This is a genomic window from Pseudomonas sp. TWI628 (assembly GCF_039673865.1).
GTDB lineage: Bacteria > Pseudomonadota > Gammaproteobacteria > Pseudomonadales > Pseudomonadaceae > Aquipseudomonas.
On sequence record NZ_JBDJMM010000017.1, the window covers coordinates 70645 to 92519 of the forward strand.

At 63.8% G+C, this 21875-nt stretch carries 19 protein-coding genes and 1 pseudogene; 14 read left to right on the plus strand and 6 right to left on the minus strand.

Annotation, left to right across the window (positions count from 1 at the left end; translation table 11 throughout):
* The first annotated feature begins 1 nt into the window (after position 1).
* The 9 genes from cobU to ABE528_RS15095 all read left to right on the plus strand — a co-directional run bounded on the left by cobU (position 2) and on the right by ABE528_RS15095 (position 6614).
* Entirely contained in the window at positions 2 to 523 is a 522-nt protein-coding gene (gene cobU / locus ABE528_RS15055; RefSeq protein ID WP_152954134.1) for a bifunctional adenosylcobinamide kinase/adenosylcobinamide-phosphate guanylyltransferase, read from the plus strand.
* Positions 520 to 1575, plus strand: a complete 1056-nt coding sequence (cobT, locus tag ABE528_RS15060) for a nicotinate-nucleotide--dimethylbenzimidazole phosphoribosyltransferase (protein WP_152954135.1) — start codon at positions 520 to 522, stop codon at positions 1573 to 1575. Before cobU ends, cobT begins: the two co-directional genes overlap by 4 nt.
* Positions 1572 to 2129: an alpha-ribazole phosphatase family protein gene (cobC, locus tag ABE528_RS15065; protein WP_152954136.1), complete on the plus strand. Its 558-nt coding sequence runs from the start codon at positions 1572 to 1574 to the stop codon at positions 2127 to 2129. Before cobT ends, cobC begins: the two co-directional genes overlap by 4 nt.
* A 1-nt stretch (position 2130) precedes the next feature.
* Positions 2131 to 2859, plus strand: a complete 729-nt coding sequence (locus ABE528_RS15070; RefSeq protein ID WP_346653370.1) for an adenosylcobinamide-GDP ribazoletransferase — start codon at positions 2131 to 2133, stop codon at positions 2857 to 2859.
* Positions 2860 to 3071: 212 nt separating this feature from the next.
* Positions 3072 to 4184: a cellulase family glycosylhydrolase gene (locus ABE528_RS15075; RefSeq protein WP_346653396.1), complete on the plus strand. Its 1113-nt coding sequence runs from the start codon at positions 3072 to 3074 to the stop codon at positions 4182 to 4184.
* A gap of 42 nt (positions 4185 to 4226) precedes the next feature.
* Complete coding sequence (locus ABE528_RS15080; RefSeq protein WP_152954139.1) at positions 4227 to 4631, plus strand: MarR family winged helix-turn-helix transcriptional regulator; 405 nt, start codon at positions 4227 to 4229, stop codon at positions 4629 to 4631.
* 72 nt (positions 4632 to 4703) lie between these two features.
* Positions 4704 to 5897 (plus strand): MFS transporter, encoded by a 1194-nt coding sequence (locus tag ABE528_RS15085; protein ID WP_346653397.1) that lies wholly within the window; start codon positions 4704 to 4706, stop codon positions 5895 to 5897.
* Positions 5894 to 6016, plus strand: coding sequence for a hypothetical protein (locus ABE528_RS15090; protein ID WP_256592168.1), 123 nt, complete (start codon positions 5894 to 5896; stop codon positions 6014 to 6016). The genes ABE528_RS15085 and ABE528_RS15090 overlap by 4 nt, the downstream gene beginning before the upstream one ends.
* 46 nt (positions 6017 to 6062) lie before the next feature.
* Positions 6063 to 6614 (plus strand): glutathione peroxidase, encoded by a 552-nt coding sequence (locus ABE528_RS15095; protein WP_346653371.1) that lies wholly within the window; start codon positions 6063 to 6065, stop codon positions 6612 to 6614.
* Between the two features lie 116 nt (positions 6615 to 6730).
* Here the strand turns inward: ABE528_RS15095 and ABE528_RS15100 are convergent, their stop codons facing one another.
* The 3 genes from ABE528_RS15100 to ABE528_RS15110 all read right to left on the minus strand — a co-directional run bounded on the left by ABE528_RS15100 (position 6731) and on the right by ABE528_RS15110 (position 9098).
* On the minus strand, positions 6731 to 7996 hold the full coding sequence (locus ABE528_RS15100) for an outer membrane protein transport protein (protein WP_152954142.1): 1266 nt from the start codon (positions 7994 to 7996) through the stop codon (positions 6731 to 6733).
* Positions 7997 to 8142: 146 nt separating this feature from the next.
* A complete protein-coding gene (locus tag ABE528_RS15105; RefSeq protein WP_152954143.1) occupies positions 8143 to 8625 on the minus strand; it encodes a hypothetical protein in 483 nt (160 codons plus the stop codon).
* A 248-nt stretch (positions 8626 to 8873) separates the two neighbouring features.
* A complete protein-coding gene (locus tag ABE528_RS15110) occupies positions 8874 to 9098 on the minus strand; it encodes a hypothetical protein (RefSeq protein WP_152954144.1) in 225 nt (74 codons plus the stop codon).
* 953 nt (positions 9099 to 10051) lie between these two features.
* Between ABE528_RS15110 and ABE528_RS15115 the strand changes: the two are divergent.
* Together ABE528_RS15115 and rmuC are read left to right on the plus strand one after the other, a co-directional pair.
* Positions 10052 to 10393: pseudogene (locus ABE528_RS15115) on the plus strand (sel1 repeat family protein); the annotation flags it as partial.
* Positions 10394 to 10565: 172 nt separating this feature from the next.
* Positions 10566 to 11939 carry a DNA recombination protein RmuC gene (gene rmuC, locus ABE528_RS15120; protein ID WP_178120022.1) on the plus strand — a complete coding sequence of 458 codons (1374 nt, stop codon included), beginning with the start codon at positions 10566 to 10568 and terminating at the stop codon, positions 11937 to 11939.
* Here rmuC and ABE528_RS15125 read toward each other — a convergent pair.
* Both ABE528_RS15125 and ABE528_RS15130 read right to left on the minus strand, forming a co-directional pair.
* Entirely contained in the window at positions 11911 to 15387 is a 3477-nt protein-coding gene (locus ABE528_RS15125; RefSeq protein ID WP_152954147.1) for a hybrid sensor histidine kinase/response regulator, read from the minus strand. The two genes, rmuC and ABE528_RS15125, sit on opposite strands and share 29 nt — an antisense overlap.
* A gap of 111 nt (positions 15388 to 15498) precedes the next feature.
* Positions 15499 to 16677: an MFS transporter gene (locus ABE528_RS15130; RefSeq protein ID WP_346653372.1), complete on the minus strand. Its 1179-nt coding sequence runs from the start codon at positions 16675 to 16677 to the stop codon at positions 15499 to 15501.
* Positions 16678 to 16826: 149 nt separating this feature from the next.
* Between ABE528_RS15130 and ABE528_RS15135 the strand changes: the two genes are divergently transcribed.
* The 3 genes from ABE528_RS15135 (at position 16827) to ABE528_RS15145 (ending at position 19790) form a co-directional block, all read left to right on the plus strand.
* Positions 16827 to 17558 (plus strand): GntR family transcriptional regulator, encoded by a 732-nt coding sequence (locus ABE528_RS15135; protein WP_152954149.1) that lies wholly within the window; start codon positions 16827 to 16829, stop codon positions 17556 to 17558.
* Positions 17559 to 17660: 102 nt separating this feature from the next.
* A complete protein-coding gene (locus tag ABE528_RS15140) occupies positions 17661 to 18935 on the plus strand; it encodes an MFS transporter (protein WP_152954150.1) in 1275 nt (424 codons plus the stop codon).
* Between the two features lie 21 nt (positions 18936 to 18956).
* Complete coding sequence (locus tag ABE528_RS15145) at positions 18957 to 19790, plus strand: amidohydrolase family protein (RefSeq protein WP_152954151.1); 834 nt, start codon at positions 18957 to 18959, stop codon at positions 19788 to 19790.
* 93 nt (positions 19791 to 19883) lie between these two features.
* On the opposite strand, the gene ABE528_RS15150 is transcribed toward ABE528_RS15145, so the two are convergent.
* The gene (locus ABE528_RS15150; protein WP_346653374.1) at positions 19884 to 21803 is read right to left on the minus strand and encodes a methyl-accepting chemotaxis protein; all 1920 of its coding nucleotides are present in this window, start codon (positions 21801 to 21803) and stop codon (positions 19884 to 19886) included.
* Between the last annotated feature and the right edge of the window lie 72 nt (positions 21804 to 21875).

The following is a 21875-nucleotide window of genomic DNA, read 5'->3' on the forward strand; positions in this document are numbered from 1 at the left end:
CATGCGCAACCTGATCCTCGGCGGCGCCCGCTCGGGCAAGAGCCGCCTGGCCGAGCAACTGGCCAGCGACAGCGGCCTGCCGGTCACCTACATCGCCACCAGCGAGCCGCTCGATGGTGAAATGAACGAGCGCGTGCGCCTGCACCGCCAGCGTCGGCCCGACGACTGGGGGCTGATCGAAGAGCCCCTGGCCCTGGCTGCCGTGCTGCGTGCAGAAGCTGCTGAAGGCCGTTGCCTGCTGGTGGACTGCCTGACCTTGTGGCTGACCAACCTGCTGATGCTCGAAGACCCGCAGCGGCTGGCCGCTGAGCGCGATGCGCTGCTCGACTGCCTGGCGCATTTGCCCGGCACAATCATCCTGGTCAGCAACGAAACCGGTCTGGGCGTGGTACCCATGGGCGAGCTGACCCGCCGTTACGTCGACCTGGCCGGCTGGCTGCACCAGGCCGTTGCCGAACGCTGCCAGCGCGTGGTGCTGACCGTGGCCGGCCTACCTCTCATGCTCAAAGGACCCGCTCTATGAACCAAGCCTGGTGGCGTGATGCCTGCCAACCCCTCGACAACGCCGCCATGGACCAGGCACGCGCCCGTCAGCAGCAGCTGACCAAACCTGCCGGTTCGCTCGGTCAGCTGGAAGGCCTGGCCGTGCAACTGGCTGGCCTGCAAGGCCGCGAGCGGCCGACTCTGGATCAGGTCGCTATCACCATTTTCGCGGGCGACCATGGCGTGGTTGAAGAAGGTATTTCGGCCTACCCGCAGGCAGTCACCGGGCAGATGCTGCGCAACTTCGTCGGTGGTGGTGCGGCGATCAGCGTGCTGGCGCGCCAACTGCAGGCCAGCCTTGAAGTGGTCGACCTGGGCACCATCGACCCTGATTTGGAACTGCCAGGGGTGCTGCACTTGCGCCTCGGCGCTGGCACCGCCAACTTCGCCCGCCAGCCGGCAATGACCGATGCCCAACTGCAGGCAGCCTTGCAGGCGGGGCGTGACAGCGCCTTGCGTGCTGCGGCCGCTGGCGCGCAGCTGTTCATCGGTGGCGAGATGGGCATCGGCAACACCTCTGCCGCTGCCGCGCTGGCCAGTACCTTGCTGGCCTGCCCGGCACGTGAGCTGAGCGGGCCGGGTACCGGCCTGGACAGCGCCGGTGTTCGCCACAAGGCCGAAGTGATCGAGCGCGCCCTGATGCTGCACGGCCTGCGCGCCGACCAGCCGCTGCAGGCGCTGGCCTGTGTCGGCGGCTTCGAGATCGCTGCACTGACCGGTGCCTATCTGGCCTGCGCCCAGCAAGGTATTGCCGTGCTGGTGGATGGTTTCATCTGCAGCGTCGCGGCATTGCTGGCGGTGCGCCTCAATCCGCAGAGCCGAGACTGGCTGCTGTTCGCTCACCAGGGCGCCGAGCCTGGGCACAAGGCCCTGCTCGCGGCACTGCAGGCCCAGCCCTTGCTGGCGCTGGGCCTGCGCCTGGGCGAGGGCAGTGGAGCCGCCCTGGCGGTGCCGCTGATGCGCCTGGCCTGCGCCCTGCACGGGCAAATGGCGACCTTCGCCGAAGCAGCGGTGGCGGACCGCCCGGCATGATCCTCGACCTGCTGCGCCACGGTGAAACCGAGCAGGGCGGCGGCCTGCGTGGCAGCCTGGACGATGCCTTGACCGACAAAGGCTGGGGCCAGATGCGTGAAGCGCTGGCAGGTGCAGGCCCCTGGGATGTGCTGGTCAGCTCGCCATTGCAGCGCTGTGCGCGGTTTGCCGAGCAGTTGGGCATGCCGGTTCAGCTCGAAGCCGATTTGCAAGAGTTGCACTTTGGCGAGTGGGAAGGGCGCAATGCCCTGCAGATCATGCAAACGCAAGCAGACGAGCTTGGGCGTTTCTGGGCCGACCCGTACAGCTACACACCGCCCGCTGGGGAGCCCGTCGCTGCCTTTGCCGAGCGAGTTCTGGCTGCCGTCGGGCGCCTGCGTCAGCAGCATGCCGGCAAGCGCGTGCTGCTGGTTACCCATGGCGGCGTCATGCGGCTGCTGCTGGCACGTGCTCGCGGGCTGCCGAGAGCGCAGTTGCTGCAGGTCGAGGTTGGCCATGGCGCCCTGATGCGCCTGGCGGTGGACGAAGATGGCGCGATGCTCGAGGTGCTTTGACATGTTGCCGTTCTGGATTGCCCTGCAGTTCCTCAGCAGCTTGCCGGTGCGTTTGCCGGGGATGCCCGAACCACGTGAAATGGGCCGATCGTTGTTGTGCTACCCGCTGGTAGGGTTGCTGTTCGGCCTGTTGCTGTGGCTGGCCAGCCACCTGCTGCAAGGTGCGGCGGCGCCGTTGCACGCGGCCCTGTTGCTGACACTGTGGGTGTTGCTCAGTGGCGCGTTGCATCTGGATGGCCTGGCCGACAGTGCCGATGCCTGGCTGGGTGGCTTCGGTGACCGCGAGCGAACGCTGCAGATCATGAAAGATCCGCGCAGCGGGCCGATTGCCGTGGTCACTCTGGTGCTGGTGTTGCTGCTGAAGTTCTGCGCTTTGTGGGTGCTGGTGGAGCAGGGCGCGGGCATGGCCTTGCTGCTGGCGCCGGTGGTGGGGCGGGCGGCGATGCTCGGGTTGTTTCTCGGCACGCCATACGTGCGTCGCGTGGGCCTGGGGCAGGCGCTGGCCGAGCACTTGCCGCGGCGTACGGCCGTGTGGGTTCTGCTGGCCAGCCTGCTGCTGTGCTTGCTGGTGGGGGGGACCCACGCGATTTTGCCAATGCTGGCGGCGATCACTGTGTTCTTCGGGTTGCGCCGTTTGATGTGCAAGCGTCTGGGTGGGACCACGGGTGATACCGCAGGCGCAATGCTGGAGATTCTCGAACTGACTGTGTTGTTGGGCTTGGCGATTTAGGAATAGTCCTACAGTGCCTGGCGAAATTCCTTACGGATTAATTTTGCTGTCAATTTTCGGAAAATCGCTGAAAAAATTCAGGAAATGACGCATTTTCTGCAGCTGTCTATGCTCGCGGTTTCTCTTCCATCGCGAAGGCATGGACAATGCGACGACTCCTGCTGGCCTTGTTGCTGGTCGCCGTCAACGGCGCCGTTACGGCAGCCGACCTGATCGACTTCTGGAACACCCCGCGCCACGGCGGCAACAGCTTCAATCGTTTGCCGCCGGACCAGGCCTACTTCGATGCATTGAGTGCATACGGCGCGAGCTGGGTACGGCTGTCCTACGACAAGTGGAAGCCGGCGCAGCGTGACTTTCTGTTGGGCAATGCGGACCGGTATGAGCAACTGGCCGCCGCCGACCTCAAGCAGCTGCGCGAGACCCTGGATCGCGCCCACAGGGCAGGGCTCAAGGTGGTCATTGCGCCGCTATCGCTGCCGGGCATGCGCTGGTCGCAAAACAACCAGGGGCAGTTCGATGACCGTCTGTGGCAAGGCAATGGATACGCCCGGCAAGCGGCCAACTTCTGGCGAGATCTGGCCCAGGAGCTGAAAGACCACCCAGCCATCGCCGCCTACAACCTGGTCAACGAGCCTGCCCCCGAGAAATTTGGCGGTCTGGCGGAGCACGCTTCGGCTGAGCGCATGCAGCAATGGTATGCCCAGGCACGGAGTGGGGCGCGTGACCTGCCTGCGCTCTACACGCAATTGATAGCGGCGATACGCGAAGTGGATGCCAAGACCCCGATAATGGTCGACGCCGGCTGGTACGCCAGCGCCGACGCCTTTGGTTACTGGCAAGTGCCCTTGCAGGATGATCGCGTGCTCTACAGCGTGCACATGTATGAGCCCTATTCGGCCACCAGTGCGCCGAACCTGTCGCGCAAGGTCCCAATCGATTACCCCGGTTTGGTGCCGTTCGCGGGTGAAATCCAGCAATGGGATGCCGAACGGGTTCGTCAGTTTCTGGAGCTGCCGTTAGCCTGGATGGAGCGCATGAAGCTGCCACGTTCCCGGCTGGTCGTGGGGGAGTTCGGGTGCATGCGCCGGCTGCCCGGTTGCAGCGAGTATCTGGAAGATGTCCTCTCGGTCATGGACCGGCATCGGTTGCACTGGGCGTTCTACAGCTTCCGCGAAGACAACTGGGATGGCATGGACTACGAACTGGGATCGGCAAAGGTGCCGTGGCGGTATTGGCAAGCGATCGAGCAAGGTGCTCCCGACCCGTTGGCACGCAAGGCCACAGTTGAGTTCGAGCCGATTCGGCGACGTTTGGCAGACTGAAACTTCTTGCAACACCCCGGGTGCGGGTATATACACGTATTCATGTTGACCAGTGAATGCATCTGCACCCATCTGCGTCGCGCCGCCCGCGGGGTGAGCCGGCATTACGACGAGGCCCTTGCCGGCTTCGGCATCAATGTCGCCCAGTTTTCCCTGTTGCGTCACCTGCAGCGGCTCGATCGCCCCAGTATCACCACGCTGGCCGAGGCCATGGGCCTGGAGCGCAGTACCTTGGGCCGTAACCTGCGCGTGCTGGAGGCCGAAGGCCTGGTAGCCCTCGCTGATGGCGATGACCAGCGCAACCGCATGGTGTTGCTGACCGAGGCGGGAGCTGCACGTTTGCAAGCGGCCCATCCTGCCTGGGAGCGGGCGCAATCGATGCTGGTCGAGCAGTTGGGTGATGGGCAGCGTGACGAGCTTGTGCGTTTGCTGGAGCGGCTTGCCTGAATCATTACGACTAGAAGCGGGTATATACCCGTACAACCTTGCGATGTGCTGGAGATAACGACAATGACTTCGGTGTGGCGAACCAGCGGGTGGGTACTTGTGGGGGCCGCGTTTATCCTGGCGCTATCCCTGGGTGTGCGGCACGGTTTCGGCCTGTTTCTGGCGCCGATGAGTGCCGACTTTGGCTGGGGCCGTGAAGTGTTTGCCTTTGCCATCGCCCTGCAGAACCTGATCTGGGGCCTGGCGCAGCCGTTTGCCGGTGCGCTGGCTGACCGCCTGGGTGCGGCGCGGGTGGTGATTATCGGTGGCATTCTCTATGCCGCTGGCCTGCTGTTGATGAGTACCGCCGATTCGGCCTGGTCGCTGTCACTCAGCGCGGGCCTGCTGATCGGTATCGGCCTGTCTGGCACCTCGTTCTCGGTCATCCTCGGTGTGGTCGGCCGCGCTGTGCCAGCGGAAAAACGCAGCATGGCCATGGGTATCGCCAGTGCTGCCGGTTCCTTCGGCCAGTTTGCGATGCTCCCCGGTACCCTCGGCCTGATCGAATGGCTGGGGTGGTCGTCGGCGCTGTTGGTGCTTGGTTTGCTGGTGGCGCTGATCGTGCCCTTTGTCGGCCTGCTGCGTGAGCGCCCGCTGCCCAGTCATGGTGCGGAGCAGACGCTGGGCGAGGCGCTGCGCGAAGCGTGCTCGCACTCCGGTTTCTGGCTGCTTGCCCTGGGCTTCTTTGTCTGTGGCTTTCAGGTGGTGTTCATTGGCGTGCACCTGCCGGCCTACCTGGTCGACCAGCACCTGCCGGCGACCACCGGTACCACGGTGCTGGCGCTGGTCGGGCTGTTCAACATCGTTGGTACCTACACCGCTGGCTGGCTGGGTGGGCGCATGTCCAAGCCACGCCTGCTTACTGCGTTGTATTTGCTGCGTGCCGTGGTGATTGCGCTGTTCCTGTGGGTGCCGGTGACTCAGGTCAGCGCCTACCTGTTCGGTATCGCCATGGGGCTGTTGTGGCTTTCCACGGTGCCTTTGACCAATGGCACCGTGGCCACGGTATTCGGCGTGCGCAACCTTTCGATGCTCGGCGGCATCGTCTTCCTGTTCCACCAGTTGGGCGCTTTCCTCGGTGGCTGGCTGGGTGGCGTGGTGTATGACCAGACCGGCAACTATGACCTGGTCTGGCAGATCTCGATCTTGCTCAGCGTGCTGGCAGCGGCGCTCAACTGGCCGGTGCGTGAACGGCCGGTCGCCCGCTTGCAGGTACAGGCGGCATGAACCGCTATCTGGCCCGCGGGCTGCTGCTGGCGGCTGCGGCATTGTTGCTGGCGCTGGTGTGGTGGGGTTGGCAGCGGGGTGGGATGGCGTTGATGCAACTGGGCATGAGCGTTTGTTAAGCGCTACCCTGCAAGTTCAAGGATTGTCTTGCAGGAGGAATGAATCATGCGTGCCCAATGGTTGACGATGCCGTTGCTGGTTCTGCTGGCCGCCAGTTCCAGTTGGGCTGCCGATTGCCCGGCGCTGTTGCAGGGCAGCTTGCCTGAATTGCGTGGCAAGGAGCAGGTCGATCTGTGCCAGCGCTTCGGCGGCAAGCCGCTGGTGGTGGTCAATACGGCCAGCTATTGCGGTTTTGCGCCGCAGCTCGAAGGGCTGGAAGCGACCTACAAGGAGTACCACGAGCAGGGCCTGGAAATGCTCGGTGTGCCGTCCAACGACTTCAAGCAGGAAGACGCCGACAGTGAGAAGACGGCCAAGGTTTGTTACGCCAACTACGGTGTGACCTTCACCATGACCAAGACCCAGGCGGTTCGCGGCCAGGATGCGATACCGCTGTTTGCCGAGCTGGCGCATCAGAGCAGTGCGCCGAAGTGGAATTTCTACAAGTACGTGGTGGATCGCCAGGGCAAGGTGATTGGCAACTTTTCGAGCCTGACCAAGCCTGATGATCCCGCCTTCAGGGCGGCGATCGAGAAGGCGATAGCCTCGCACCCGTAGATGGGGCGTCGTTAGGGCGCACCAATGGACTACCTGCGTGAGCCGTTGGGCGACAGCTGGCAAGTGCTGGCATGAAAAACCGCCACGAGGGCGGTTTATTCATGCTGCTGTACGAATCAGAAGCGGTAGGTGAGCGAGGCACCGATACCGTGTGCGCTGTTCTCGTACTTGGCCTGGTAGCGACCCTTGGTTGGGCTTGCCAGGTTGACCTTGGTGTCCTCTTCCCACAGGTAGGAGTAGGCCACGTCGATGGTCATGTCGTCGCTTGGGCTCCAGCCAGCGCCAATACTGATCGCCTTGCGATCACCCGTAGGAATGCGCGGCGAGCGGTCAGTGTTGTTGGTTGGCGACTGGTCGACGGAGAAGCCGGTACGCAGAACCCACTCCTTGTTCACCTTGTAGGAGGCGCCAATGGCGTGAGCCCACGTATCATGCCAGTTCTGCTCTTCGGTAATGGTACCAAACTGGGCTCTCAGCGGTGCCGGGACGTCGTTGTTGACAGTGATGTTCTCCAGGCGGCTCCAGCGGGTCCAGGTGCTGCCTGCATACAGGGTCCACTGGTCGTCCAGTTCGTGGGTGACCGAGAAGTCCACCGACTCAGGCGTCTTGATCTTCAGGGTGGCATCGAACTTGCTGCCGCTGAAAGGCCCGATCAGGGCGTTGTTGATCTTGGTGTCGCCTTCCAGTTTGTAGTCGACCATGGAGTGGTAGGTCAGGCCGACGCGGGTGCGGTCGGTGGCCTGCACCAGGATCCCGATGTTGTAACCAACGGCAGTGTCGTCACCCTTGATCTTCACTTCGCCATCGTTCACGCCTGGAGAGCGCGGGTTGATGGTGTTCGAGCCCAGTTCGCCCTTGATACGGTTGATGGTCGGGCCGAAACCGATCGACACCTTGTCGTTGAAGGCGTAGCTGACGGTAGGTTGGAAGGTGATGACCTCGACGTGGCTCTTCTTGCCCCAATAGCGAGCGGCGTCACCGCTGCCATAATCGGTCACCAGGCCGTATGGGACGTAAACACCAAAGCCGACGCTCCAGTGCTCATCGATCGGTTTCACGTAGTAGCCCATTGGGACGCCAACGGTAGGCACCATGTCACCGTCGGTTTCGCCTGGCAGTGGGCGGCTGCCCGGGCCCGAAATGTCAGTCTTGGCGATTACTGCTGCTCCGCCCACGGTCACTTCCTGGCGTTTGAGGCGCGACATGCCGGCAGGGTTGCCATACACGGTGCTCGCGTCTTCGGCAGAAGAAGAACGACCAGCAAAGCCGGTACCCATGCTGCTGATGCTTTGTTCGTTAAGTGCGAAGCCGGCAGCGAACAGTTGGCTGGATGCCAGGGCAACGGCTACGCCGAGGGAGGTTTTGAGCATTGCTTTTTTCATTATTAGAAACTCCTTGTGATCTCCGGGGCGAAAAGCTACCAACAAATCACGCGCCGCGCTATAGCCCATATCACAGGAGATAGAGCGGTTTTGTAGGACAATCCGACCAAAATTCCCTTTTTTCCGGTAATGGCGTAGGACGCTTCTTAAGATGCCTGTGGCAATTTCTGCTCAATGCACAATTGCCAGGCCTGGGTGAAGTCGCGCAGGCGACCTTGAGGGTGGAAAATCTGCCGCCAGATACGTGCCAGGCCGAGCAGGTCGTCGGCCGCTGGCAGCGGCGTGGCCTGCTCTTCAATGAGCATCCAGGCGATGGCGGTGGAGTAGCGCAAGTTCACCGTGAGCTCCAGGTGCGGCCCGCCAAGGAAGGCGTGCTGGCTGGCCAGGCCGCGTACCAGGCTGGCCAGCTCCGGGTCACGGGCAAGAAAGTGGTCCCAGACGGCCTGGTGACGACTTTCGCCAATGCGGTAGAGGCCGTGGCCGCGGCGGTCGTGCAAGGCTGAACCGAGTGCCGATTGGCAGGCCGCAATACCCAACAGAAGGGCCTCGGCGCTGGCGCAATGACGATTCAGGTAGACCAGGGTTGGTCGGATCACATACTGACACAATTCACTCGCCGCGATACCCATGATGCCCTCGAGCAGTAAAGGGCCGACGGGCGCTGGAGCTTGGCAGCTGGTAATTGGTCAGGCCCGCCGGAAGCGGTAAGGACCGCTCGAGTTGAAGTGTAGTGTGATAATCGTGGTGTAAAGGGCTGTTTTTAAATCGATTGCTGCCTGCTGCCCTGCGCTATATGCCTTGCGGCAATTAGGCCAAGAACGATCAGGCAGCCCGTGGCAGGTGCCATTCAGCCTTTGAATACCCCGATATTCGCCACTCACGCGGTGAGCGATTGACGGGTGCGGGCGATTACCGCCTGCAGAGGTTCCGAGCGGCTGTACTGTTCGGGGTACAGGCGTTCGGTGTGGCAGGCGATGCCGTGCTCGTCCACCAGGGTGAAACTGAAGCTGCCCTTGCGTGGGGCAACGATAAGGCACTTCAACGGCGAGAAGGCTTGGGAGAGGGTGCCAATGGCAGCCTGAATTTGATGATGAGTTTGCATGTTATTTGGAGGTTCCTGCTTTAAACACGGGGTTATGATCCGTGCATGATAGAAACGTTCCAGTGACGCCTTTATTAAGGGACGAACGAACCTGACTGGAACAGGGCAGCCAGAGAGAGCGCAATCAATGTGTGGGCGCTTGGGCTGACTGGTAGGTACTTCAGAAGGCAGGCAGCACGCCGGGGCCAAGGTTCTAGGCCATCGGGGTGGAATCCTGATCAATCTTCCGTTTGATTCGTGCTTGAGCAGCGCATGGCTGGCGAGTGAATCATCGAGGGGGCCGGTCCTGGTTTCAGCAGCGATCGTTCGGGAGAGCGATGGGCTGCAAGGACGCTTCTGGCCAGAATTGACTTTCAGCTTGGTACTAACGAGGCGCACCTTACCGAAAATGTGACGCCTTTGCAAGCTTTGTACGTTTGTTCAGGCTAGCCGCGCAGTATGGCGCGTCTTTCGCCTGATGGGAAGAGGGGGCAACTGGCCTCCAACCGGCCCGATGTGCCAATTTCGTGCATCCAAACGCAGGCTTTCGGTGCACTTGTTCACATTCGAGGCGTGACTTGTAACAGCCCGGCAACAGCCCGGTTCAGGCTCGCCAATGACTTGACTGGCACCTTAAGTCAATGAAAAAAAACACTAATTTTTGCTGGTGAAAAAATCGTCAGTTTGACTGTAAGCCCCATTTCACGGGGGTTTGCGGGCTCATTGGAGGGGTTGTCCACCGAGTTATCCACAGGAACTGTGGATTGTCCCGAGCGCTTGCTCTAGGACGGGCGTGCCAGCAAATCAGAGATCTGTCCGACAATCGACAGGCACCAACCGAGCAGCCAGTCATCCACTCGGAAACGTCAAGAAAAAATCATCGAAAAAAATTTCAGTCCTCCGGAAATCGACAGGCCATGCACAAAAAAAAGGAGTAGAGTGGCGCGCCTTTCGAGTTGCCATCCCTGTCGGTCATGAAGTTTCGCGGTAAATCCCTCGCTAGCCCCGTTGTTGCCTCATCAGCCCCTGCGCCCAAACGCTTTTCCCTGAAAGTGGCCCTCTGGCTGCTCGACAGCCCGCGCCTGGGTGACAAGCAGCAGGTCAAGCACCTCGCCGGGCGCCTGCTCAAGCAGCCTGCGCGTGAAGGCGTGGTAGTTGCGCAGAGCCGGCTGGGGCAGATGCTCTGCCGTGATTGCGGCAATGCCCGGGACCGCCGCATCGGCCACGAGCTGCTGCGTCAGGCGGCGCGGGCCGGGGACCTGCGGGCGCAGCTGGAGTACGCGCGGCTGTTCCAGGCCGATGCGCCGGAACAGGCGCCCGACCGGGCAGACTGATAAGCTGCACTCAACGCGCATTAGTGTGATCGGGGTAAGCATGACAGTGGATATGACCAGCATTCTGCTGGGCTTGGTGGCAGGGGCCTTGCCTTGCCTGGGGTGGGTCATGCAGGTGCAGCGCCGTCACGGCGCGCGGCAGGGCGAGCTGGCCCTGCTCGAGGAGCGCCTGAACAGTGCGCAACTGGCTCAGGCCGGCCTGCAGGCGCAACTGGACGCCAGCCGCGACGAGGTCAGCGACCTCAGCGAAGCCAACACCGTCAAGCAGACTCAACTGGCCGCCCAAGGCCGTGAACTGGAGCTGCTGCAGATCGACCGCGACAATGCCCGTGATGCGGCTCACGCCTGGCACCTCGAACGCGCCAATCGCGAAGCCGAACTGCGTCGCCTGGAGGCCCAGACCGCGCGCCTGGAAGCCGAGCTGCGCGAACAACAGGACAGCCACCAGCAGCGCCTGGAAGACCTTCAGGAGGCCCGTGACACCCTGCGCGCCCAGTTCGCCGACCTGGCCACGAAAATCTTCGACGAGCGCGAGCAACGCTTCGCCCAGACCAGCCAGCAGCACCTGGGCCAGTTGCTCGACCCGCTCAAGGAGCGCATCCAGGCGTTCGAAAAGCGCGTCGAGGAAAGCTACCAGCAGGAAGCCCGCGAGCGCTTCTCGCTGGGCAAGGAGCTGGAGCGCCTGCAGCAACTCAACCTGCGCCTGTCCGACGAAGCCACCAACCTTACCCAGGCACTCAAGGGCCAGAAAACCCAGGGCAACTGGGGCGAGCTGATCCTCGAGCGGGTGCTGGAACATGCTGGCCTGGAGAAAGGCCGCGAATACCAGACCCAGGTCAGCCTGAAGAGCGCCGACGGCGAGCGCTTCCAGCCTGACGTGCTGATCATGCTGCCCGGCGACAAGCAAGTAGTGGTCGATGCCAAGGTCAGCCTCACCGCCTACCAGCAATTTGTCGGCAGCAATGACGAAGCCGCGCTCAAGCAGCACGTGCAGTCGCTGCGTAACCATGTCAAAGGCCTGTCGAGCAAGGATTACAACCGTCTCGAAGGCCTGCACAGCCTGGATTTCGTGCTGCTGTTCGTGCCGATCGAGGCGGCTTTCTCGGCAGCCTTGCAGGCCGAGCCCAACCTGTTCCAGGAAGCCTTCGACCGGCAGATCGTGATCGTCAGCCCGACCACCTTGCTGGCCACCCTGCGGGTCATCGACAGCTTGTGGAAGCAGGAACGTCAGGGCCAGAACGCCCGCGAGATCGCCGAGCGCGCCGGTTGGCTGTACGACAAGTTCGTGCTGTTCATCCAGGACCTGGACGAACTCGGCAACCGCCTGCAGCAGGTCGACAAGGCCTACGCCGCAGCCCGTAACAAACTGTGCGAAGGGCGCGGCAACCTGGTCAGCCGCAGCGAACAGCTCAAGCTGCTCGGTGCGCGTGCCAGCAAGAGCCTGCCGGCCGAGCTGCTGGAGCGGGCACTGTCAGACGAGGCGCTGGCCGACGAGGCGGTTACTGAACCAGGCTCAGATGGCGATTGAGCAGGGCGCGCAAGGCCGCCGGTTTCACCGGTTTGGCCAGGTAATCCAGGCCTGCGCCATGCACGGTAGCCAGGGTTTCCTTGCTGCCGTCGGCGCTGATCACCACGCCGGGCACCGGCTCGCCCAGGCGCGCACGTAACCAGCCCATCAGCCCGGTGCCGGTTTCGCCGTCATCCAGGTGGAAGTCCACCAGCGCCAGGTGCGGGCGCATGCCCTTGGCCAGCAGCGCTTCGCATTCGGCGCGGTTGCGTGCGGTCCACACCTGGCAGCCCCAGCGGCTGAGCAGGCTGTTCATGCCGATCAGGATGCTGTCTTCGTTGTCCACGCACAGCACCTGCAAGCCGGCCAACGGCTGGCTCGCGGTTTCCACCGGGGCGCTCGGTGCTGCCGCGGCCTGATGGGCAATCGGTACCTTGACGCGGAACACCGTGCCCTTGCCGGGCCAGGAGCGCACTTCCAGCGTGTGGCCAAGCACCCGGCACAGGCCGTCGGCAATCGCCAGGCCCAGGCCCAGGCCTTTTTCGGCGCGGGTCTGGTGGCTGTCCAGGCGCTTGAATTCCTGGAAAATCACCTGCAGCTTGTCGTCGGCAATCCCCGGGCCACGGTCCCACACTTCCAGCCACAGGTGTTCGCCCTGGCGGCGTACGCCTAGCAGGATCGGGCTCTTGCCGTAGCGCAGGGCATTGGTAAGGAAGTTCTGCAGCACCCGGCGCAGCAGCTTCATGTCGCTGTCGACTCGCAGGCGGCTGCCGCGCAGGCGGAACTCCAGGCCCTTTTCGGCGGCCAGCACCTTGAACTCGGCGCCAAGGGTGTCGAACAGTTCGTTGAGGGCGAAGGGTTTGGCGTCGGGGGTGATCTTGCCGTTTTCCAGGCGCGAGATGTCCAGCAGGTCGCTGATCAGCTCTTCGGCCGAGCGCAGCGAGCTGTCCATGTGCTGCACCAGCTGCTGGGCCTCTTCGTTCATGCCTTCGGCCTGCTGCGACAAGGCCGCGGAGAACAGCCTTGCGGCGTTCAGCGGCTGCATCAGGTCGTGGCTGACCGCAGCCAGGAAGCGGGTCTTGGACTTGCTTACCGCTTCGGCCTGGCTCTTGGCTTCCGACAGCGCCTGGTTGAGTTGCGACAGCTCGTGGGTACGTTCGGCCACGCGCTGCTCCAGGCGTTCATTGGCGTCGCGCAGCGCCTGTTCGGCCTCGCGGAATGGGGTGATGTCGGTGAAGCTCATGACAAAGCCGCCGCCGGGCATCGGGTTGCCGATCAGTTCGATTACCCGGCCGTTGGGGAACAGCCGCTCTGAAGAGTGGGCACGGCCCTGGCGCATCCAGTGCAGGCGTCGCGCCACATGGACTTGCGCCTCGCCCGGGCCGCACAGGCCGCGCTCGGCGTTGTAGCGGATGATATCGGCGATCGGCCGGCCGACGCTGATCAGCCCCTCGGGGTAGTTGAACAACTCCAGGTAGCGGCGGTTCCACGCCACCAGATGCAGGTTCTGGTCGACCACGCTGATGCCCTGGTTGATGTTCTCGATGGCGCCCTGCAGCAAAGCACGGTTGAACTGCAGCACCTCGCTGGCTTCATCGGCGATGCGCACCACGTCCTCAAGCTGCATGTCGCGGCCTTCGATGGCGGCCTTGACCACGGCACGGGTCGAGGAGGTGCCGAGCACGCCGGCAAGCAGGCGTTCGGTGTGCTCGATCCAGTCGCCGTCGGCGTTCTGGTTGGGGTTGAACCCTTTGCCCTGGCGATAGGCGAAGCGGATGAAGCTTTGTCGTGCGCGCTCCTCGCCAACGAAGCGCGAGGCGAGGGTGAGCAGGTCTTCGATCTGCACCGCCAGCAACGGTTTGCTGCTGGGCCGGGCGCTGGTCTGCTGGCCGATGAAGCGGCCGGCCTGCCAGTGTTCCGACACGCGGGTGCGCGACAGCATCGACACCCACACGAACAGGGTGAAGTTGCCCGCCAGCGACAGCACCACGCCCTGGGTCAAGGGGCTGATCGGCAGGTTGAGTGGGTTGCCGTGCAGCCACGCGAGGCCCGGGAACAGCCCCAGCGACAGGCCCAGGCTATGGGCGATGATCGGCAGCACCAGGGTGTAGAACCACAGGAAGATGCCCGCTGCCAGGCCGGCGAACACGCCACGGCGGTTGGCCTGCTTCCAGTACAGCGCGCCGAGCATGGCCGGGGTCAGTTGGGTGACGGCGGCAAAGGCGATCTGGCCGATGGTCGCCAGGCTCGCGGTGGAGCCGAGCAGGCGGTAGCTGACATAGGCCAGCAGCAGGATCACCACGATGGTCACCCGGCGCACCGACAGCATCCAGTGGCGGAACGCTTCGAACGGCCGCTCGGCGTTGTTGCGGCGCAGCAGCCAGGGCAGCAGCATGTCGTTGGAGACCATGGTCGACAGCGCCACGGCCTCGACGATGACCATGCCGGTGGCGGCCGAAGCACCGCCGATGAAGGCCAGCAGGGCCAGGCTAGGGTGCGCTTCGGCCAACGGCAGGCTGATGACGAAGGAATCGGATATCACCGTACCCGGCAGCAGCATCTGCCCAGCCAGGGCGATCGGCACCACGAACAGCGCAGCCAGGGCCAGGTACAGCGGGAACACCCAGCGCGCCAGGCGCATGTCCTGGGCTTCGATGTTCTCCACCACGGTGACGTGGAACTGCCGCGGCAGGCAGATGATCGCCATCATCGCCACGGCGGTCTGTACCACCATCGACGGCCAGTTGATGGTTTCCTGCCAGTAGTTGTCCAGCTGCACCGACTGGCGCGCCTGGGTAAACAGGTCGTCGAAGCCGTCGTACAGGTTGAACACCACGAACACGCCCACGGCGAGGAATGCCAACAGCTTGATCAGCGACTCGAAGGCAATCGCCAGGACCATGCCGCGGTGGTGCTCGGTGACATCCAGGCTGCGTGTGCCGAAGACGATGGCGAACAGTGCCAGCACCAGCGATACCACCAGTGCGGTGTCCTGCACGCGGGTGCCGGTGGCGTCGGCGTTGGCGCCGATCAGCAGGTTGACGCCGAGTACGATGCCCTTGAGCTGCAGGGCAATATAGGGCAGCACGCCGACCAGGCAGATCAGCGCCACCACCACGGCCAGGGACTGCGACTTGCCGTAGCGGGCGGCAATGAAGTCGGCGATCGAGGTGATGTTTTGCTGCTTGCTGATCAGCACCATCTTCTGCAGCACCCACGGCGCGAAGATCAGCAGCAGGATCGGCCCGAGGTAGATCGGCAGGAACGCCCAGAGCTGTTCGGCCGCCTGGCCGACCGCGCCGAAGAACGTCCAGCTGGTGCAGTACACCGCCAGCGACAGGCTGTACACCCAGGCACGCAGGCGCGGCGGCAACGGCGTGCTGCGACGGTCGCCGTAGAAGGCGATGGCGAACATGACGGCCATATAGGCCAGGGCGACCACGGCGATCAGCCCGCTGGACAACGACATGAAGACTCCGGAGCAAAAAAGATAACGCGGTCCCGATCAATCAGTCTGGCACGCGGGCGGCGGTTCGTCAGCGCCGACGATGGTCGCAGCGGTGAGTCGTCGCAGGCAGCATCAAGCTCTGCGGGTGCCCAGCCAGTAGAACACCCCTGCCAGTATCACCGACATCACCAGCAGGTAGAAGATCAGCCCCGGCCACCACCGCCCCAGGGCGAAGCCCACCATCACCGGCCCCAGCGCCGCCCCGAGGTTGGACAGGTTCTGCGCCCCGTAATACACCCCGCGCAGGTGCTCAGGGGCGATCAGGTCGATGAACATGTACTCGGCAGGGATCACGATGATCTCACCGAGGGTGAACACCAGCATTGCCAGGCACCAGGCCAAGGGCGACCCGGCCACCGCAAAACCCAGCAACCCGGCAATGAACAGCGCCATGCCGGCCAGCAGCCAGGGCATCAGCTGCTGGCGGCCGATGCGCCGACCGATCAGGTACTGCAGGGCGATCACCGTGACGGCGTTGGTGGTCACCAGGTAGCCGACCAGCCGCGCCGCCTCGCTGGCGCTGCTGGTCACCACCAGGTACTGCGACAGATAGGCGGTGAACTGGCCGAACACCACCGCACTCAGTACCCCGCCCAAGGTGAAGCACACCAGCCGACGGTCACGCGCCAGCCCCAGCGCCACCTGAGTGAACCCGGCGCCCGGCTGCTCCTGTGCGCTGGCCTGCAGGCCACGGTCGCCGAGCCGCCAGTAGGCCAGGCACATGCCCAGGCCGGTCAGCGCAGAGGCAACGAACGGCAGGTGATCGTCCAGCTCCAGCATGGCCACGCCGAGCAGCGGGCCGACGGCATAGCCGACGTTGCTCAGGGTGTACTTGATGGCGAACACCTCGGCCCGTTGATCCACCGGCAGCAGCGCGCAGAAGCCGGCCTTGGCGGCGATGTCGACCACCGCCAGGGCCAGGTTGATCAGCACCAGGCAGGTGAAGAACAGCCACACCGAACGGCTGGCGATGGCCGCCACGAAGGCGAGGGCGAAGGCCAGCGTGCTGGCGCTGACCAGGGTGTGGTTGCGCACGGTGTCGACCAGATGCCCGCCGTAGAGACTCAGCAGCGAGGCCACGATCAGCGCGCCACCGATCAGCAGGCCGATCTGGCCGACCGACAACTGGAAGTTGTCGGCCAGGTAAACCACCAGGTAGGGCAGGGTGAGGGCACGGGCGACAGTCAGCGTGAACGTGGTGGCCAGTAACAGGCGGACGCTGGCGGGATAGCCTTTCAGGGCGGCGAGCATTACCACGTCCTTGTTGTGGGGATTTCCGATGCTTGAGGATAAGCGAGGCCAGCGACGGCGACCAGCGGAGGATTGACAGCCCGTACCCCACGGGGAATACTCTCGGAAAATTCATATATATGTTTACATAACAAGACGAGAGCCGACCCATGCACCCACTGTCAGGTGATGCTCGACTACCACGCTATCAGCAACTGCGCGATCACCTGATCGAGCAGATCGCCAACAACCGCTGGCGTCCGGGCGAGGCCATTCCCACCGAAGCCGCCCTGGCCACCGAGTTCGACATGTCCGTCGGCACCGTGCGCAAGGCCGTCGACGTGCTGGTCGCCGAAGGCGTGCTGGAGCGTCAGCAGGGCCGCGGCACCTTCATCCGCCGCCCGCAGTTCCAGTCTTCGCTGTTCCGCTTCTTCCGCTTCGAAAGCGCCACCGGCGAGCGGCTGATGCCGGAAAGCCGCATCCTCTCGATCGAGCCGGTATTGGCACCTTCGGCCGTTGCCCAGGCCTTGGGCCTGGCCGTCGAAGCCGAGGTCATCCGCATTGTCCGTACCCGTCTGCTCGGCGCCCAGCCGGTGCTTGCCGAGGAAATCTGGCTGCCGCGCCAGACCTTCCAGCCACTGCTCGACGTCGAGCTGGATAGCAAAGGCCCGCTGCTCTACCCCATCTACGAGGAGCTGTGCGGCCAGGTGGTCGCCTACGCCGAAGAGACCCTGACCGCCGAAGCGGTCGACGCAGCCCATGGCCGCCTGTTGCAACTGCCGGTCGACAGCCCGGTGGTGGTGATCGAGCGCCTGGCCCGCGATTACGCCGGCAAACCGCTGGAATGGCGCCGCTCGCGCGGCCACGCGCAGCACTTCCGCTACCGCGTCGAGATTCGCTGAGCCGTTAAGCCGGCCGCTTCGCCCGTTACCCGTCTGCGCCGTTCTGCCACGGCGCAGTGGCTTCGCCTGCCCGTAACACACACGACTAGAAGGATAACAATCATGTTCAGCTGGTACCGCCAGATCACTTCACGGGAACGCAAGACGTTCTGGGCCTGTTTCGGTGGCTGGTCGCTCGATGCGCTGGAAGTGCAGATGTTCGGCCTGGCCATCCCCGCGCTGATCGCCGCGTTCTCCCTGACCAAGGGCGATGCCGGCCTGATCAGCGGCCTGACCCTGGTTACCTCGGCGATCGGTGGTTGGCTCGGCGGCACCCTGTCGGACCGTTATGGCCGCGTGCGCACCCTGCAGTGGATGATCCTCTGGTTCTCCTTCTTCACCTTCCTTTCGGCGTTCGTCACCGGCTTCTACCCGTTGCTGTTCGTCAAGGCCATGCAGGGCTTCGGCATCGGTGGCGAGTGGGCGGCCGGTGCGGTGCTGATGGCCGAGACCATCAACCCGAAATACCGCGGCAAGGTCATGGGCACCGTGCAGAGCGCCTGGGCCGTGGGCTGGGGCCTGGCAGTGGGGCTGTTCACCCTGATCTATTCGCTGGTGCCGGCCGAGTACGCCTGGCGGGTGATGTTCTTCGTCGGCCTGCTGCCGTCGCTGCTGATTATCTGGGTACGCCGCAACGTGCCAGAGCCGGACAGCTTCCAGCGCCTGCAGAAGGAGAAGGCCATTCCCGGCAGCTTCTTCAAGTCGATGTCCGGCATCTTCCGCCCAGAGCTGCTGCGCGTGACCCTGCTCGGCGGCCTGCTGGGCCTGGGCGCCCACGGCGGTTACCACGCGGTGATGACCTGGCTGCCGACCTTCCTCAAGACCGAACGCAACCTGTCGGTACTGAACTCCGGTGGCTACCTGGCGGTGATCATCTTCGCCTTCTGGTGTGGTTGCGTGGTCAGCGGCCTGCTGATCGACCGCATCGGCCGGCGCAAGAACATCCTGCTGTTCGCGCTGTGCTGCGTGCTCACGGTGCAGGCCTATGTGTTCTTCCCGCTGAGCAATACCCAGATGCTGTTCCTCGGCTTCCCGCTGGGCTTCTTTGCCGCCGGCATCCCGGCCAGCCTGGGGGCGTTCTTCAATGAGCTGTACCCGGCCGACGTGCGCGGTGCCGGGGTCGGCTTCTGCTACAACTTCGGCCGCGTGCTGTCGGCGGTGTTCCCGTTCCTGGTCGGCCACATGAGCGAATCCATGTCGCTGGGTAGCGCGATCGGTATCGATGCCGGCATCGCATACGGCGTGGCCATGCTCGCCGCGCTGTGCCTGCCGGAAACCCGTGGCCGCAACCTTGAGGCCACGCCAGCGCCGGAAATGGCTGGCGCTGTCGCCAAGTAACCTGACTGTCCTGTGATGACCATGCCCGACGTTCCCGTTTCACACCTGACCGCCATCGACAGCCATGCCCACGTGTTCAGCCGTGGGCTGAACCTGGCCAGCGAGCGGCGTTACGCGCCCAGCTACGATGCGCCATTGGGTGACTACCTGGGCCAGCTGCTGGCCCATGGTTTCAGCCATGGCGTGTTGGTGCAGCCCAGTTTCCTGGGCACTGACAACCGCTACCTGCTCAGCGCCCTGCAGACCGTGCCGGGGCAGTTGCGCGGGGTGGTGATGCTTGATCGGGACGTCGAGCGCGAGACATTGCAGGAGATGCATCGGCTTGGGGTCAGGGGCGTGCGCCTGAACCTCATGGGGCAGAACCTGCCAGACCTGACGGGGGCCGAATGGCGACCGATGCTGGAGCGTGTTGGCGAACAGGGCTGGCACCTGGAACTGCACCGCCATGTCGCGGACATTCCTGCGCTAGTGCGGGCCCTGGAGCCTTATGGGCTGAACATTGTGGTCGACCATTTCGGTCGGCCCGATGCCCGCCTGGGGCTTGGGCAGCCGGGGTTTGCCGAGCTGCTGACGCTGGGTGGCAAGGGCAAGGTGTGGGTCAAGGTGTCGGGTATCTACCGGCTGGAAGGCACGCCGGAGCAGAACCTGGCGTTTGCACGTCAGGCCCTGTGTGCGCTTGAAGCCCATTATGGTGCCGAGCGGCTGATGTGGGGCAGCGATTGGCCGCATACCCAGCATGAGTCAGTGGTGAGCTTTGCCAGGGTTGTCGAGCAGTTCGAAGCCTTGGGCTGCTCGGCTGAATTGCGCCGGGCGCTGCTGGCGGATACCGCGCAGGCGCTGTTCGGGTTTGAATGATCGGGGGCTTTTACCGGCCCCTTCGCGGGTGCAGGCGAAGTCACTCTAAAAGATGCCCCGCTGCCGACACCGGCAGCAGGGCATTTTTGTCGATCAGAAGCGGAACCGGCTGATCATCTGCTGCAACTGCCCACCCAACCGCGCCAGCTCGACGCTGGACGCCGAAGTCTGCAGGCTGGCTTCAGCCGTCTGCTCGGAAATATCCCGCACCGTCACCACACTGCGGCTGATCTCTTCAGCCACCGCGCTCTGCTGTTCCGAAGCCGCCGCAATCTGCTGGTTCATCAGCTGGATCCCCGACACGCGCTGGGTAATCCCCTCCAGCGCTACCCCGGCCTCACGCACCAGTGCCACGCTGCTTTCGGTCAGGCTCTGGCTCTGCTCCATCAATTCGCTCACCGAGCGAGTGCCTTCCTCAAGGCTGCCGATTGCCGATTCGATCTCCAGTGTCGATGCCTGGGTGCGCTGTGCCAGGCTGCGCACTTCATCGGCCACCACGGCAAAGCCACGGCCTGCTTCACCGGCTCGGGCCGCTTCGATGGCGGCATTGAGCGCGAGCAAGTTGGTCTGTTCGGCCACGGCCTTGATCACGTCCATGACCTTGCCGATACGCTGGCTCTCGGTGCGCAGCGCCCCCATGGCCTCGCCCGTGGCATCCACCTGGCTGGCCAGGCGGCTGATCTGGGCCACGGCGCGGTTGACCACGCTGTCACCTTCGCGGGCTTCCTCGTCGGTGGCGCTGGCGGCCACGGAGGCCTCGCCGGCATTGCGCGCTACCTCGTGCACGGTGGCGGCCATTTCCTGCATGGCCGTGGCCACCTGGTCGGTTTCCACCTTCTGGTTGTTGGCACCGGCACTGGTCTGCTCGGTGATTGCCGAAAGCTCCTCGGTAGCGCTGGCAATCTGCGAAATGCCATCGCGCACCTGGGCAATCAGCTCGCGCAGGTTGCGGGTCATGCCCTGCAGGGCGTTCTGCAGTTGGCCGACTTCGTCGCGGCGGCGGCTGGCCGGTTGTTCGCTGAGGTCACCGGCAGCCACCTGTTCCATGGTTTTCAGTGCCTGGCGCAGCGGCTGGCTGATCTGCCGGGCAATACCCATGGCAGCCAGGGCACCGAGCAGCAAGGCGAGCAGGGTAGCGGCGATCTGCAGGGTGCGGGCGAAATGGCTGTCCTTGGCGACCCACACGGCCTGGTCGTCCAGCAGTTGACCGATGACACCATTAAGGGTCTCGATGTCGTTGGCCATGGCGGCGCGGTAGCCCACCAGGTTGCTGACCTCGCCACGGAACGCCTCGACGGCCTTCGCATAGGCGTGCACCTGTTGCTCCAGTTGCTGGAAATGCTGCGGGAAATTGCCGTTGAAGCGGGCGACCAGCCCAGGCAGGTCGTTCACCGTGCTGGCGATCTGGGCGTTCATCAGCTTCTCGGTCTCGGCGTTGGTGTTTCCGGTGTAGCCGCGAACGTGATAGCGCAGCAGGATCAGGTTTTCGCGGATCTGGTTGATGGCCTCAATGCGCACGAAGCGCTGCTCGGCATCGGGCAAGGCGCGTACCTGGTTGCGAATCTGCTCGATGCTGGCAAACGACTGGGTGGCCAGTTCGCCCATCTCCTTCTGTGCGGCGCGCATCTTCTCATAGGCGCGGAAACTGGCGGCCTGGTTGCCGCTGTAGCCCTGCAAGGCCTGATCGGCGGCATTGATCAGCGCATGGCTCTGCGCCTTGACCATCACCTCGCGCAGCTTGGCCAGCGTCGGCTTGAAGGCGTCCAGCGCAGCCTGCAGTTGCTTGCTCTCGGCTGGGGCGCCATTGGCCATGGCATGACGCAAGCGCGCTTCGCGCAGGTCGCCGAGGGCGTCGTTGAGGCGCGATACATCGCTGACTACCTCGCTGCGCCGTACCAGGCTGCCCAGGCCGTCCCAGCTGATCAGCGACTGCACCAGTGTCAGGCACAGCACCAGGCCGAAACCGAGTAAGAGTTTGTGGGCGATCTTGAGGTCGCCAAACCAGGTAAACATTACTGCCGAGCTCCTTTTCTTATGCGTTGGAGGAGACCTGAGGTCTGTTCCTTCTGTCAGATATAGTCATCT

What these genes read in the sequence shown, in the direction of transcription:
- ABE528_RS15130 (WP_346653372.1), bottom strand. Translation starts at nt 16,677, where the DNA reads ATGCTCGCCGCCCTGAAAGGCTATCCCGCCAGCGTCCGCCTGTTACTG.
- cobU (WP_152954134.1), top strand. Translation starts at nt 2, where the DNA reads ATGCGCAACCTGATCCTCGGCGGCGCCCGCTCGGGCAAGAGCCGCCTG.
- ABE528_RS15110 (WP_152954144.1), bottom strand. Translation starts at nt 9,098, where the DNA reads ATGCAAACTCATCATCAAATTCAGGCTGCCATTGGCACCCTCTCCCAA.
- ABE528_RS15140 (WP_152954150.1), top strand. Translation starts at nt 17,661, where the DNA reads ATGTTCAGCTGGTACCGCCAGATCACTTCACGGGAACGCAAGACGTTC.
- ABE528_RS15080 (WP_152954139.1), top strand. Translation starts at nt 4,227, where the DNA reads ATGTTGACCAGTGAATGCATCTGCACCCATCTGCGTCGCGCCGCCCGC.
- ABE528_RS15135 (WP_152954149.1), top strand. Translation starts at nt 16,827, where the DNA reads ATGCACCCACTGTCAGGTGATGCTCGACTACCACGCTATCAGCAACTG.
- ABE528_RS15145 (WP_152954151.1), top strand. Translation starts at nt 18,957, where the DNA reads ATGCCCGACGTTCCCGTTTCACACCTGACCGCCATCGACAGCCATGCC.
- ABE528_RS15095 (WP_346653371.1), top strand. Translation starts at nt 6,063, where the DNA reads ATGCGTGCCCAATGGTTGACGATGCCGTTGCTGGTTCTGCTGGCCGCC.
- cobT (WP_152954135.1), top strand. Translation starts at nt 520, where the DNA reads ATGAACCAAGCCTGGTGGCGTGATGCCTGCCAACCCCTCGACAACGCC.
- ABE528_RS15125 (WP_152954147.1), bottom strand. Translation starts at nt 15,387, where the DNA reads ATGTCGTTGTCCAGCGGGCTGATCGCCGTGGTCGCCCTGGCCTATATG.
- ABE528_RS15100 (WP_152954142.1), bottom strand. Translation starts at nt 7,996, where the DNA reads ATGAAAAAAGCAATGCTCAAAACCTCCCTCGGCGTAGCCGTTGCCCTG.
- ABE528_RS15090 (WP_256592168.1), top strand. Translation starts at nt 5,894, where the DNA reads ATGAACCGCTATCTGGCCCGCGGGCTGCTGCTGGCGGCTGCGGCATTG.
- ABE528_RS15150 (WP_346653374.1), bottom strand. Translation starts at nt 21,803, where the DNA reads ATGTTTACCTGGTTTGGCGACCTCAAGATCGCCCACAAACTCTTACTC.
- ABE528_RS15105 (WP_152954143.1), bottom strand. Translation starts at nt 8,625, where the DNA reads ATGGGTATCGCGGCGAGTGAATTGTGTCAGTATGTGATCCGACCAACC.
- ABE528_RS15070 (WP_346653370.1), top strand. Translation starts at nt 2,131, where the DNA reads ATGTTGCCGTTCTGGATTGCCCTGCAGTTCCTCAGCAGCTTGCCGGTG.
- cobC (WP_152954136.1), top strand. Translation starts at nt 1,572, where the DNA reads ATGATCCTCGACCTGCTGCGCCACGGTGAAACCGAGCAGGGCGGCGGC.